At 67.6% G+C, this 13,535-nt stretch carries 9 protein-coding genes; 3 read left to right on the top strand and 6 right to left on the bottom strand.

Features of this window, described 5'->3' with window-relative positions; all coding sequences use genetic code 11:
• Nucleotides 1–174 precede the first annotated feature (174 nt).
• The 5 genes from ffh to R2733_15030 all read right to left on the bottom strand — a co-directional run bounded on the left by ffh (nt 175) and on the right by R2733_15030 (nt 6,390).
• Nucleotides 175–1,665 (bottom strand): signal recognition particle protein, encoded by a 1,491-nt coding sequence (gene ffh, locus R2733_15050; GenBank protein MEZ5377822.1) that lies wholly within the window; start codon nt 1,663–1,665, stop codon nt 175–177.
• A 12-nt stretch (nt 1,666–1,677) separates the two neighbouring features.
• The gene (gene ftsY / locus R2733_15045; protein MEZ5377821.1) at nt 1,678–2,889 is read right to left on the bottom strand and encodes a signal recognition particle-docking protein FtsY; all 1,212 of its coding nucleotides are present in this window, start codon (nt 2,887–2,889) and stop codon (nt 1,678–1,680) included.
• A gap of 78 nt (nt 2,890–2,967) precedes the next feature.
• Nucleotides 2,968–4,305 carry a trypsin-like peptidase domain-containing protein gene (locus R2733_15040; GenBank protein ID MEZ5377820.1) on the bottom strand — a complete coding sequence of 446 codons (1,338 nt, stop codon included), beginning with the start codon at nt 4,303–4,305 and terminating at the stop codon, nt 2,968–2,970.
• Between the two features lie 166 nt (nt 4,306–4,471).
• A complete protein-coding gene (locus R2733_15035; GenBank protein ID MEZ5377819.1) occupies nt 4,472–5,674 on the bottom strand; it encodes a HAMP domain-containing sensor histidine kinase in 1,203 nt (400 codons plus the stop codon).
• A complete protein-coding gene (locus R2733_15030; protein MEZ5377818.1) occupies nt 5,671–6,390 on the bottom strand; it encodes a response regulator transcription factor in 720 nt (239 codons plus the stop codon). Before R2733_15030 ends, R2733_15035 begins: the two co-directional genes overlap by 4 nt.
• 69 nt (nt 6,391–6,459) lie before the next feature.
• Here R2733_15030 and R2733_15025 point away from each other — a divergent pair, with 69 nt between their 5' ends.
• Genes R2733_15025 through R2733_15015 form a run of 3 tightly spaced genes read left to right on the top strand, consistent with a single transcriptional unit; the run spans nt 6,460 to nt 9,850 of the window.
• Nucleotides 6,460–7,890 carry an AAA family ATPase gene (locus tag R2733_15025; GenBank protein MEZ5377817.1) on the top strand — a complete coding sequence of 477 codons (1,431 nt, stop codon included), beginning with the start codon at nt 6,460–6,462 and terminating at the stop codon, nt 7,888–7,890.
• On the top strand, nt 7,887–8,879 hold the full coding sequence (locus tag R2733_15020) for a DUF58 domain-containing protein (protein MEZ5377816.1): 993 nt from the start codon (nt 7,887–7,889) through the stop codon (nt 8,877–8,879). Before R2733_15025 ends, R2733_15020 begins: the two co-directional genes overlap by 4 nt.
• Nucleotides 8,876–9,850 carry a VWA domain-containing protein gene (locus R2733_15015; protein ID MEZ5377815.1) on the top strand — a complete coding sequence of 325 codons (975 nt, stop codon included), beginning with the start codon at nt 8,876–8,878 and terminating at the stop codon, nt 9,848–9,850. The genes R2733_15020 and R2733_15015 overlap by 4 nt, the downstream gene beginning before the upstream one ends.
• Here R2733_15015 and smc read toward each other — a convergent pair.
• Nucleotides 9,819–13,421, bottom strand: coding sequence for a chromosome segregation protein SMC (gene smc, locus R2733_15010; protein MEZ5377814.1), 3,603 nt, complete (start codon nt 13,419–13,421; stop codon nt 9,819–9,821). The two genes, R2733_15015 and smc, sit on opposite strands and share 32 nt — an antisense overlap.
• Nucleotides 13,422–13,535 lie beyond the last annotated feature (114 nt).

The following is a 13,535-nucleotide window of genomic DNA, read 5'->3' as shown; positions in this document are numbered from 1 at the left end:
CGAGATGGTGTTGGTCTGCCCTCGGCGTGACGACACCGATCAGTGGATCGGATCCGCCACCGATGGAGCGAACAGACAAACGACGGATGAGCCTACCGTCGCGAGTGTTGCACTCCACTCCGAAGCGGACGTGGCGCTTGTCAAGCTCAGGACTTGCGACCGAGCTCGTCCAGTTCAGGACTTTCGACCGAGCTCGTCGAGCTCGGTTGCCAACTGCTCGAAGTCGGCATTGTCGAGACGATCGAGACCGGGCAGCATCAGCGGCGCCTTGGTCTTCTTCGTTCCGGGCTCGGAGATGCGGGCGGTCTGCTTCGCGGTGACTCGACCGCCACCACGGTTCGCCTTCTTGTTCTTGCGTGCCTTGCGGTTGGCCTTCTTCGTGCCGAAGCCACCCATTCGCTTCATCATCTTCTGCATCTCGGAGAACTGCTTGACCAGCATGGCCACCTGGTTCGGGTTGGTGCCCGACCCCTTGGCGATCCGGCTGCGGCGAGAGGCGTCGATGGTGTCGGGATTGGCCCGCTCCTGCTTGGTCATCGACTTGATGATGGCTTCGACCCGGGCGAGCTCACGGTCGTCGACATCGACGTCGCGCATCTCCTTGGGAAGCCCCGGCAGCATCTTCACGAGTCCGCCGAGCGGACCCATCTTCTTGAGCTGCTGCATCTGCTCGAGGAAGTCATCGAGCGTGAAGGTGCCGTCCATGAGGGACTCGGCAGCCCGCTCGGCCTCTTCCTTCTCGTAGGTCTGCTCGGCCTTCTCGATGAGGGTGAGCACATCGCCCATGCCGAGGATGCGGCTGGCCATCCGGTCGGGGTGGAACAGCTCGAACTCGTCAAGCTTCTCGCCGGTCGCGGCGAAGGCGATCGGGCGACCGACCACCTCCTTCACCGACAGCGCAGCACCACCGCGGGCGTCGCCGTCGAGCTTGGTGAGGATGACGCCGTCGAGTTCGAGCTTGTCGTGGAAGGCCTCGGCCACACTGACCGCGTCTTGGCCGGTCATGGCGTCGACGACGAGGAAGGTGTAATCCGGCGAGACCGCCTCGGAGATCTGGCGGACCTCCTCCATCAACGCCTCGTCGATGGCCAGACGGCCGGCGGTGTCGACGATCACGACATCTCGACCGAGACGCTTGGCTTCGGCGATCGCGTTGCGAGCGACGGTGACCGGGTCGGACGGCTCGGAGAAGACCGGCACGTCGACCTGACGACCGAGGGTGCGCAGCTGCTCGACGGCGGCCGGGCGCTGGAGGTCGGCACCGACCAACAGCGGGTTGCGGCCCTGGGCCTTGATCCACTTGGCGAGCTTGCCCGAGGTGGTGGTCTTACCCGAGCCCTGCAGACCCGCCATCATGATGACGGTGGGCGGCTTCGAGTTGTAGCGGAGGTTGAAGGTCTCGCCACCGAGGCTCGCCGTGAGCTCCTCGTTGACGATCTTAACGACCATGTTGGCCGGGTTGAGGGCCTTGTGGACCTCTTCGCCAACGGCACGTTCCTTGATCCGGTTCCGAAGGCTGCGCACCACCGAGGTGTTGACATCGGCCTCGAGCAGTGCGATGCGGATCTCTTTGAGGGCCTCGTCGACGTCGGCTTCGGTGAGCACGCCCTTCTTGGAGAGCTTCGAGAAGACGCCTTCGAACTTGTCGGTCAGATTCTGGAACATGAGGTTTTCAGCCTATTCGAAGAGGGCGTCGATGAACGCGTCGGGGTCGAAGTCGACGAGGTCGCCGACCCCTTCACCGAGACCGACCAATTTGACCGGCAGACCCAGCTCGCTCTCGATGGCGAACACGATCCCGCCCTTGGCCGAACCGTCGAGTTTGGTGAGCACCACGCCCGTGACATCGACGGCGTCGGCGAAGACCTTCGCCTGACTCATCCCGTTCTGACCGGTGGTCGCGTCGATCACCAGCAAGACCTCGGACACGTGCCCGGGCTCCTTGGACGCAACGCGACGAACCTTCGACAGCTCCTCCATCAGGTTCGACTTGTTCTGGAGTCGACCGGCGGTGTCGGCCAGCACCACGTTGCATCCTCGTGCCTTGGCGGCCTGGATGCCGTCGAAGATGACCGACGACGGGTCGCCGCCCTCGTTGCCACGAACGATCTCGGCTCCCGAGCGTTCGGCCCACATGGTGAGCTGCTCGGCGGCGGCAGCGCGGAACGTGTCGCCGGCCGCCATCAACACGGTGTTCCCCTCATCGGCGAGGCGACGGCCGAGCTTGCCGATCGTGGTGGTCTTGCCCACACCGTTCACCCCGACGAACAGCCAGACATTGGTCTCGCCTTCGTCGATCGTGAGCGATCGATCCTCATTGGCGATCTCGGCCCGCATCTCCTCCTTGAGCAGGGCCAAGATGCCCGGACCGTCGTCGACGCCGGCCTCCTTCGCCTTGTCCTGCACCTCGGCGATCAGCTTCATGGTGACGCCCACGCCGACGTCGGCTCGGATCAGCGCCTCCTCCAGGTCTTCCCATGCCTCGTCGTCGACCTTGCCCAGGCCGACGAGGCCTCCGAGATAGCCAGTGAGGGCCGAACGCGCCTTGCCCAGGCGGTCGAAGAACGACGGCTTGACGAGCGGTTCCTCGACGAGCTTGTCGTCGGCCAGCGCCTCTTCGAGCTCGTCGATCGTGGCGATGTCATCGGTCGTGGCCCTGTCATCGGTCGTGGCCGTGTCGTCGACCACCACCGAGTCATTGACATCGAGCGTCTCGAGGACCCCATCGAGGTCGTCGCGTTCTTCGACAGCAACGCTTGACGCGGCGGCGACCTGCCCGGTCCCACCGCCACCGGGAAGCGTGCGACGGCCCGACATGAACCTGGTGGCCAAGAGCGCGAGCAGTGCCAGGGCCACAGCGGCGATGAGAATGATCCAAATGGTGTCCACGAGCATCGAGCCTAATGGGGGTGGCACCTCACCCAGCCCGCCACTGAATTGCCGGCGATCGTGCCAGCTGCGACGGGGCTATTTCTCGCCGAGCGTCACCGTGATCTCGAGCGTCTCGCTGCCACGGATGATCTCGACCACGACCTCGTCGCCGGGGAAGCTCGTCTGGATCAGACCGGCCAGCTCCTCGAAGCTCGACACGGGCGCACCGTCCAGGCTGATCACTCGATCACCCACCTGGATACCGGCCAGGTCGGCCGCAGCACCGGGCGTCACGGTCGCCACCGACACACCGACGAGGTCCTCGCCCGGCGCCTCACCGGCAATACCGAGGAAGCCAGGGGTGAGGGTCTCCCCATCGAGAATGCGAGTGGCGATGTCGTAGGCCGTGGTGATCGGCATGGCGAACCCGATGCCGGCGTTGGTCGCGCTCACGCCGTCGGTCTGGATGGCGGTGTTGATCCCGATCACCCGGCCCTCACGATCGGCCAGCGCACCACCGGAGTTGCCAGGATTGATGGCCGCGTCGGTCTGCACCATGGCATTCCAGCCGGCACCGTTGTACACGGGGCGGTTGACCGCCGAGACGATGCCCGAGGTCACCGTTTGCTGCAGGTCGAACGGGCTACCGATGGCGACGGTGTACTGCCCGACTTCGAGGACCTGGTCGGTCGCCAGTGTGGCGGGGGTCAGGTTGTGGCCCGTCCCCACCGACACCACGGCGATGTCGGTGCGAGGATCGGTGCCCACCAGTGTTCCCGGCAGGGACCGGCCGTCGCTGAGCCGCACGCTGATCTGCGTGGCCCGGTCGATCACGTGGTTGTTGGTCATGATCAGGCCGTCGTCGAAGATCACGCCCGATCCGAGTCCGAGCTGGGTGTTGATCTGCACGACCGACGGCCCGAGGATCGAGGCGACGAACGCCGCCGGTTCGCTGGTGTCGAGGTCGGGCGGGGTGACGACGATCGGATCGCTGGTCGTTGCCGCCGGCACCGTCGCCCCGGTGGAGGTGGCGAGCTGGTTGTCGTCGCGCGTGTTCATGCCCACGCCGAAGCCCACGGCGGTCAACGCACCGCCGGCAACGAACGCCGCAAGAGCGCGCCAGCCCCATCGACTGCCCCCGCTCGAGCGTTGCGAACCACCCGCCCCCTGTGGCGTCGTCGCCGTTCCCGACCACGACGGCGCAGCTGCGGGTGCAACGGGGGCCGAGACCGGCACGCCGAGACCCTGCTGGTTCCACAACCCGGCGTTCGGGTTCGAGGCCCCCGGGTAGCCGAACGGGTCGGGCGGTGCCGGCGGAGCGGGCGGGGCGCCGGCGTCGATGTTGAAGGCCGAAGGTGTCGCTGCGACCGAGCGCTGACGCACGGGGGGCGCCGTCGACGGCGTCGGATCGAATCCCCACTGAGGTGCAGTCATGCTCGTGTTCCCCTTCCGTTGCCGGCGAAGCTGGCGCGGTGCGCCGTCACGTCTCCGTCTTCGTCAACCGCTGCCCCAACTGTAGGAATCCACCCGAAAAGTCGAGGTAAAGGCCGTCGGCAACCGTGGGACGAGCACCGTCCCGCTCGTTTCGCCCGACCGACCATCACCCCGTCAGTCTGGCCGAGGAACCGCGCTGGTCGGGAAGTCGGATGACGAATCGAGCACCTTCGCCCAGTGCGGAGTCGAGCACGACCGACCCACCGTGCCGCTCCGCGATGCGACGCACGATGCTCAGACCGAGTCCGCTCCCGGCACCGACGTCGTTGCCGCGCCAGAAGCGCTGGAAGACCGATTCGTGGTCGGCAGGGTCGATGCCCGGCCCCTCGTCACGGACCTCGAGTTCGATCCACCCGTCGACGGCGCGACTGGCGAGCGAAATCGTCGAACCCGCCGGGGCCAGTCGCAGCGCATTGGCCACGAGATTGACCACCGCCCGGCGCAGCGCCGGCTCGTCGCCGAGCACCTCGAGCGGCGTCGCACCGATGCCGCTGAGATCGAGGTGGACTGCCGCCGCCCCCGCCGCGGCTCGGTACTCACCGGCCAGGCCGGTCAACAACCGGTTGACGTCGACGCAGGTCTGCTTCAGCTCGCTCACACCGTTGCGGGCCTGCTCGAGCAGGTCGTCGACCAACACGCTCATCCGCCCGGTCGACCGATATGCGATGACCGCCGCCCGACGCAGCTCGTCATCGTCGTCGCTCGCCTCGGGAATCCGACCCCCGGCGGTCAACGCCAGCTCGAGATTGGAGCGGGCGATCGCCAACGGATTACGTAGTTCGTGCGACGCCTCGTGGACGAACCGGCGCTGCTCCTCGAACGCGTCCTGCACTCGGTCGAGCATCCCGTCGAAGGTGTCGGCGAGCTCTTTCAGCTCGTCGGGAGGTCCTGGCATCTCGATGCGGCGCGACAGGTCGGAGCCGGTGATGTCGCGGGCCACCGCGTTGATCGCCTTCACCGGACGCAGCGCCGTTCCGGCCAGCGACCAGCCGGCAGCAGAGCTGATGAGGGCCAGCGCGGCGACGCCGAAGAGGCTGTTGCGACGCAACTGCTCCAATGAACGCTTGTTGACCTCACGTTCGAACAACTCGAGCTGGGTCCGTCGCACCTCGTCGCCGGTCAGCAGAGCGAACCGCTGACCTGCCCCCTCGACGACGACGCCCTCGGCAACGACCGGTTCGTCGAGCTGGCGAGCTTGGAACACATAGAGTCCGCCGACCAGCAGGCTGCCGAATGCGAACACCACCAGCCCATAGTTGAGCGCCAGTCGGAAGCGGATCGTGCTGGTCCAGCGAGGTGACCGTCTCACGACGTCGGTGCCTCGCGTTCGCCGTCAGGAGCGGTCGACGGATCGACCAGGCGGTAGCCCGCTCCGATCACGGTCTCGATCAGGACCAGGTCGGTGGCGGCGGCCAGCTTGCGGCGCAGCGTGCCGACCGTGACCCGCACCGTGTTGGTGAACGGATCGACCATCTCGTCCCAGACGTGTTCGAGGAGTCGCTCCTGGCTGAGCACCGCTCCCTGGTTCGTCATGAAGTACCGCAGCAGTGAGAACTCCTTCGTGGTGAGTTCAACCGGTGTTCCTGCCCAGGTGACGGTCCGGCGTGCGGTGTCGAGGCGCAACTCACTGACCTGCAGCACGGCATCTTCGCCCGTGACTTCGCGTCGCAGCAGGCTACGCACCCGCGCCGACAGTTCGGCCAGCGCGAAGGGCTTGACGAGGTAGTCGTCGGCGCCGTCGTCGAGACCGGCCACCCGGTCGGCGATCTCGTCGCGAGCGGTGACCATGAGCACCCGGGTGGACGGGTCGTAGCGAGCGTCGGTCCGGATGAGCCGACAGACCTCTCGACCATCGAGGTCGGGAAGTGTCAGGTCGAGGGTGACGAGGTCATAGGGGTTGAGCATCAGGCGGTCGAGGGCGTCGGTCGCCGTGTTGGCGACATCGACCGCATAGCCGTCCCGCCGCAGCGACGCGGCGATGGCCTCGGCCAGCTCGGGTTCATCGTCGACCACCAGGATCCGCATGGCCACAACGCTAGGTGGACAATTCGAGCCTTTCGTCGCGCTTTCGCTCACATCGGATTGACTGTTCGCATGAATGCGCACTCCCCTGGCGAGCTCCACCGGTCCGGCGATGGCGGCGGTCCGCTCGCTGCCCGCACCGAGTTCGGCACGCCACAGTCCGCCGCCGAGCACCTCGAGCGGGTGCTGTTCGAAGTGAAGAAGGTCATCGTCGGGCAGGACCACATGGTGGAGCGGCTGCTCGTCTCCCTCCTGGCCCGGGGCCACATCCTGCTCGAAGGCCTGCCCGGGCTGGCCAAGACGCTGGCGGTGTCGACGCTCGCCCAGGCCATCGGCGGCTCGTTCGTGCGCCTGCAGTTCACGCCCGACCTCCTTCCCTCCGACCTCATTGGTACCCGTATCTGGCGAGCCGACGAGCAGCGCTTCGACATCGAGTGGGGTCCGGTGTTCGCCAACCTGCTCCTCACCGACGAGATCAACCGTGCCCCGGCCAAGGTCCAGTCGGCGCTGCTCGAGGTCATGGCCGAGCGCCAGGTCTCGATCGGCGGCGAGACCCGTCCGCTTCCCCGGCCATTCCTCGTGCTCGCCACGCAGAACCCCATCGAGTCCGAAGGCGTCTACACCCTCCCCGAGGCGCAGCGCGACCGTTTCCTCATGAAGGTCACGGTGGGCTACCCCTCGCCGGCCGAGGAGCTCGAGATCGTGCGCCGCATGGGAACGTCGACACCTCATGCCGATGGTGTGATGACCCTCGGCCAACTCGAGGAACTCCAGGCCATGGCCGACCGGGTCTACGTCGATGTCTCGGTGGCCCAGTACGCGGTCGACGTGGTGATGGCCACCCGCGAACCATCGTTGCGCGGCTTGCCCGAGCTGGCGCCCCTGATCGAATTCGGCGTGAGCCCCCGGGCCTCGCTCGGCCTCGTGGCGGCCGGTCGCGCCATTGCGCTCCTCCGTGGCCGCAGTTATGTCGTCCCACAGGACATCTTCGACGTGGCTCGCGACGTCCTGCGCCACCGGCTCATGCTCTCCTACGAGGCGTTGGCCAAGGGCTTGTCGACCGACGACGTGATCAACCGGCTGCTCTCGGTCGTACCTGCGGCCACCGCACGATCGTTCACTCCGGCGGCCAACGGCAACGGCTGGCCATCCGGCACCGGCAACGGATCGAGCACCCCGGCCCCGACGTCTGCCACATCGGCGTCGGCAGGGGCCACGCCGTCACCGGTGTCCCCCACCGATGCCACCACACCGATGAACCTGCCGCCACTGCCGAACCAGGATTCGTTCCCGACGCCCCCGATGCCCTCGGGCGACCAACGCATGAGCGCTCCCGGCACCAGCGGTTCCGACCTGCCAGCCGTGCCGGCGCCCGACACCACCGCTGGCACTCCCGCCGACACCACGTGGGCACCGAGCACGGCGCCAGCGCCGAACCATCACACCGCTGATCGCGCCACCACCGATCCGTCCACTCCCCCACCCCCGGGTAGCCCGTCGTGATCGACGCGTCCGATGTCTCCGATGGGCGCACCCGCGAGCTGTTGCGTCGTCTGGAGCTCGATGTCACCGTGCGCCTCGATGGGCTCCTGCACGGCGACCATCGGGGCCTGGTCCCAGGACACGGCACCGAGCTCGGTGAGACCCGTCGCTACGCCCCCGGCGACGACGTTCGCCGCATCGACTGGAATGTGACCGCTCGCCTGTCCGAGCCGTACATCCGCCAGACCATTGCCGACCGTGAGCTCGAGACCTGGATCCTCGCCGACCGCTCGCCGCGCCTCGACTTCGGCACCGCCAACGTGGAGAAGCGCGACCTGGTACTCGCCGGCACCGCCGCCGTGGGGTTCCTGACCAACCGAGATGGCAACCGGATCGGCGCCGTGCTCGCCGGCCAGCGGCAGAGTGACCTCATAGAGCACAAAGGTCGACCACCCAGGGGTCAGCACATCAGCGACGACCGCAACGGCGGTCACACCGTCATTCCGGCCAAGGGCACCCGGCGGCACCTGCTCCACATCCTGCACTCGCTGGCGTCGAGCCCCCGTCATGACTCCGGCGGCGTCACCGATCTGGCCGGCGCCCTGCATCGAGTCAACGGGATCGCCAAACGCCGGGGCCTCTTGGCCGTGGTGTCCGACTTCCGGGTGGGCGCAGGGTGGGAGGACGCGCTGGCGATCGCCGCTGTGCGCCACGACGTGTTGGCGATCGAGGTCAGCGACCCGCGCGAGGCCGAGCTCCCCAACGTGGGCCTCCTCACCGTCGTCGACCCAGGTACCGGCCAGCTCCGCGAGCTCGCGACCAACAAGGCCTCGGTCCGCCAGGCCTACGCCGATGCGGCCGCCGCCCATCACGAGCACCTGGCGGCGACCTTTCGCAAACATCGCATCGAGCACCTTCGTCTCTCCACCGACCGTGCCTGGCTCGACGACGTCGTTTCGTTCATGGCCAATCGTCGGCTGCGCATGAATGCCCCCGGAGCCCGCCGATGAGCTTCCTCTCCCCCGAACGCCTGTGGCTGCTGGTCGTCGTTGGGCTGCTCGCCGTGTTGTACGTGGTCGCTCAGCGTCGACGCAAGGCCTACGCAGCGCGTCTCGCCTCGGCCCACATGCTCGACTCGGTGATCCCGAACCGTCCGGGCTGGCGCCGCCATGGCGTTACCGCCATCTTCCTTGCGGCGCTCACCACGTTCGTCACCGCCTTCGCCCAGCCCGCCACCGAACGACAGGTGCCGCGCGAGCGCGCCACGGTGATCGTCGCCATCGACGTCTCGCTGTCGATGGAGGCGGCCGATGTCGATCCCACCCGACTGCTGGCGGCGCAAGAAGCTGCCAACCGGTTCGTCGATCAACTGCCGCCCACGCTGAACGTGGGAATCGTCGCGTTTGCGGGGCAGGCCTCGGTGCTCGTCCCACCCACCACCGATCGCGCCGCGGCCCACCGGGCCATCGACCGTCTGCAACTCGCCGAGTCGACCGCCATCGGTGAGGCGATCTTCACCTCGCTCGACGCGCTCGCTGCGGCACCCGGCGCCGACGAGAACGGCGAGATCCCGCCGTCGCGCATCGTCCTGCTGTCCGACGGCGAGACCACCGTCGGACGACCTGACGCCGAGGCCGTCGCCCAGGCGGTTGCCGACGACGTCCAGGTCTCGACCATTGCGTTCGGTACCAGCAACGGCGCCATCGCCTACGACGACCCGGCCACTCCGCAGGTCGAGCAGGAGATGATCCCGGTGCCGGTGCGCGACGACAACCTGCGGGCCATCGCCGACGCCACCGGCGGCAGCTTCTTTGCCGCCGAGAACCTCAGCGAGCTGGAGGCGGTCTACGCCGACATCGGCTCCGCGATCGGCTACGAGACCGAGCTGGGCGAGGTCACCGACTGGTTCGTCGGTGGTGGCCTCGTCCTTCTCCTGGTGTCATCGCTGCTCAGTGCTTGGTGGTTCCAGCGTCTGATCTGAGGTCGACATCGTCGGTCGCGGCCGCCGTGCCGTCGGCGGTGAGATCGATCTCGGCTCGCTTCTTCTCGACCTTCTCGCTCACGACCTTCGACGACCCACCGGGCTTCATCGACACGCCGTAGAGCACATCGGCTGCTTCCATCGTGCGCTTCTGGTGGCTCACGATGATGAGCTGGGCGTCCTTGCGGAACTCCTCGATCAGCGACAGGAAGCGGCTGATGTTCATGTCGTCGAGCGCCGCTTCGACCTCGTCCATCACGTAGAAGGGCGAGGGCCGGCTGCGGAAGACGGCGAAGAGGAACCCGAGCGCGGTGAGCGAACGCTCGCCACCGGAGAGCAGGGACAGCTTCTTGACGTTCTTGCCGCCCGGCTTGGCCTCGATCTCGACACCGCAGTTGAGCAGGTCTTCGGGATTCGTCAGCTGCACCGTGCCCTTACCACCGGGGAAGAGGGTGTCGAACAGCTCGGTGAAGTTGGTGGCGACGTCGGCGTAGGCCTCGGAGAAAACCGTGACGATCCGCTCGTCGATCTCGCGGATGAGCCGCTGCAGTTCGCGCCGGCTCGACTTGATGTCGTCGAGCTGACCCGTCAGGAACTCATGACGCTCCTGGATTTCGGCGAACTCCTCGAGCGCCAGCGGATTGATCGGCCCGAGCAACTTGAGCTCACGCTCGAGATCGCGCACTCGGCTCTCGGGTGTCGCGTTCGCCGGCACGTCGGGCAGCGGCGCTGCCATCGCGACCTCGGGCTCGACGTCGAGCTCACGGCGCATGGCTTCGGTGAGGGTCTCGAGCCGGACTCGGGCTTCGGTCTCGCCCAACTCGACCTTCGAGCGACGTTCGCGTACCTCGACCAGCTCCCGCTCTGCCTGCTTGCGCTCACCGCGCTTGGCCGACAGGTGCCGCGACACGTCCTTGACGGCCACGGACTGTTCCTGTTGCTCGGCCTCGAGCGCCACCAACCAGTCGGCGAGGCGGCGGCCATGTTCGTCGAGTTCTCGGGCAAGTCCCTGGACGACACCAAGCTGCACTTCGAGCTTCTCGCGTCGGACCCGAGCCTGTTCGCGTTCGACCACGAGCCGTTCGAGTCGCTGCTCGACCTCGCTCGTGCGGCGACGCAGGATCTCTTCGCGCTCGGTGATGCCGGCCGCCTTGACCTCGAGGTTGGTGCGGACCGACGACAGGGCACGGTTGCGGTCCTCGAGTGACGCCCGGAGCCGGCCCATCTGTTGGGTGCGGTCGAGGTGTGCCGCCTCATCGGCTTCGAGGCCTGGGAGCTGCAGTTGGAGGTCGTCGAGTTCGCTGCGATCCCGATCCTGGCGGGCGGCGATCTCGGCTTGCTGGTTCTGGAGGCGGAGCCGATCGGCGGAAACCCGTTCCATCTCGACCTTGGCCCGCTCGGCCGCAGCCGTGGCGTTCTCGAACTCTCGCTTGGCCACCCGCAGCTGCTCCTCGAGCTGGCGCCGCTGCCGTTTCGCCTCTTCGAGTTCGGCTCGAGCGTCGTTGACCTGGGCCGTTGCGTCGGCGGCCCGCCGAGCGGCCGTCTCGGCTTCGTGGCGAGCTTCGTCGAGCGCGGCGCCCGTCGCTCCGGTTCCCGCCTGGCCGATGCGCCAACCCGAACTGGCGAAACGGTCGCCTGATCGGGTGACAACGGTCAGTTCGGGATGTTCCAGCGCCGTGTCGACCGCCGCACGCCAATCGCCCTCGACGGCGATGGCGTCGGCGAAGAGCGCGTCGAGCAGCGGTTCGACGTCGGACCGTGTGGCGCGGACATGGGACCGCACCGATGCACCAACACCGGGCACCGTTGGTGCGCCCACTTCGCGCACCGGTGGTACGCCGACATCGCGCACCGTTGGTGCGGTGCGCCGTGAGGACAGGGCGAGCACGGCGCCGGTCAGGTCGCTGGATGCGAGCGCCGCCAATGCGGCCCGACCGTTGTCGACGTCATCGACGACGACGGCCTGCAACGCCTCGCCCGCGGCGGCCTCGACCGCGGCATCCCAGCCGTCATCGATGTCGACCAGGTCGAGCAGGATGCCGAGGACGCCGGACGCCTGTGCGAGCGCGTCGGCCCCGGCGGCACTTCGAGCCGACGCGAGAGCCTGTTCGAGGGCGTCGGCCCGGGCCTGCCAGCGGTTGACGTCGGCGTCGGCGGCGCGTCGTTCTTCGGTGGCGGCTTCGAGTTGGACCTCGGCTCGGTCACGGTCGTTCTGGGCGAGGGCGAACGCCGACTCGAGTGCCGGGAGTTCGTCGGCCTCGAGCCGGGCGGCATCGGCGGCAGCCGCCGCACCGTCGCGTTCGAGCCGATCGCGACGCTCCGAGATGGTCTCGAGCTGTTCGAGGATGCGGTTGCTCTCCTGACGATCTCGCTCGGCGGCCGAGCGCAGAGCGGTCAGCTGGGCCCGGACCTCGGCGGCGGCGACCGGCGCCGGACCGACCCCTTCGCCCCACTCTTCCTCGAACGCGGCGAGGTCGGCAGCCATGGCGGCAGCTCGTTGCTCGAGCGATTCGAACTCGGGCGCCAGCGCCTCCTTGTCGGCGAGTGTTGCGGCGAGGTCGGCGGCGATGCGGGCCGATTCCGCCTCGAGGCTGGACACCACGCCTTCGTCGACCGTCGACTGGAGTTCGCCGGAGAGGCGACGGTGACGTTCGGCGACGACGTTGACCTGACCTCGGATCCGCTCCCGCAGGCTTCGGGCTCGGCTCAAGATGTCGGTGACATCGGAGCCGCCGAGCGCGTTCAGTTCGGCTTCGGCGTCGATGACGATGGCGTCGAGACGAGCCAGCGAGACAGCGAGGTCGCGCTCACGAGCGTCGAACTCGTGGTGCTGCCGCTTGGCCGACTCGAGTGCGGTGGTGATCGACCGGAGCTCGCGTCCGGTGAGATGGAGCTTGAGCGCTGTGAGTTCGGTGATGAGGTCGCCGTGACGACGAGCGGCGTTCGCCTGTTTCTCGAGCGGCTTCAGCTGCCGCTTGACCTCGCGCACGAGATCGCTGAGTCGGGCCAGGTTGTCGTCGGTGGAGGCGAGGCGCCGCTCGGATCGTTCCTTGCGCTTGCGGTACTTGAGGACGCCGGCGGCCTCCTCGATGATCTGGCGGCGATCTTCGGGACGGGCGTTGAGCACGGCGTCGATCTGTCCCTGCGACACGATGATGTGCTGCTGGCGACCCACGCCGGAGTCCGAGAGCAGATCTTGCACGTCGAGCAGACGGCACGACACGCCGTTGATGGCGTACTCGGATTCACCCGTACGGAAGAGGGTGCGGGTGACCTGTACCTCGGAGAATTCGATCGGGAGCGTGCCGTCGGAGTTGTCGATCGTGATCGAGACCTCGGCCCGGCCCAGCGCCGGCCGCTTGGCGGTGCCGGCGAAGATCACGTCGTCCATCTTTTGCGAGCGGACGGCCTTCGGTGCCTGCGCACCGAGCACCCAGGCCAGGGCATCGACGACGTTCGACTTGCCCGAACCATTGGGGCCGACGACGACCGTGACACCCGGTTCGAGCTCGAGCGTCGCCGGATCGGCAAATGACTTGAACCCCTTGATCGCCAAGGATTTCAGATACACAAAGACACCTCGTCGTCCGCCGGTGAGCGTGAAAGCTTACCGATTGGATCCCGCACCGAGCGTCGGCTCCGCCAGGGCCGACCCGCTCCCCGAGTTGTGAGCGCAGCGAACAAC

Source organism: Acidimicrobiales bacterium, assembly GCA_041394265.1.
Lineage (GTDB): Bacteria > Actinomycetota > Acidimicrobiia > Acidimicrobiales > SZUA-35 > JBBQUN01.
Note: the sequence above shows the minus strand (reverse complement) of the source record. Positions and strands in the feature narration are given on the sequence as shown.

What these genes read in the sequence shown, in the direction of transcription:
- R2733_15040 (MEZ5377820.1), bottom strand. Translation starts at nt 4,305, where the DNA reads ATGACTGCACCTCAGTGGGGATTCGATCCGACGCCGTCGACGGCGCCC.
- R2733_15030 (MEZ5377818.1), bottom strand. Translation starts at nt 6,390, where the DNA reads ATGCGGATCCTGGTGGTCGACGATGAACCCGAGCTGGCCGAGGCCATC.
- ffh (MEZ5377822.1), bottom strand. Translation starts at nt 1,665, where the DNA reads ATGTTCCAGAATCTGACCGACAAGTTCGAAGGCGTCTTCTCGAAGCTC.
- R2733_15025 (MEZ5377817.1), top strand. Translation starts at nt 6,460, where the DNA reads ATGAATGCGCACTCCCCTGGCGAGCTCCACCGGTCCGGCGATGGCGGC.
- R2733_15015 (MEZ5377815.1), top strand. Translation starts at nt 8,876, where the DNA reads ATGAGCTTCCTCTCCCCCGAACGCCTGTGGCTGCTGGTCGTCGTTGGG.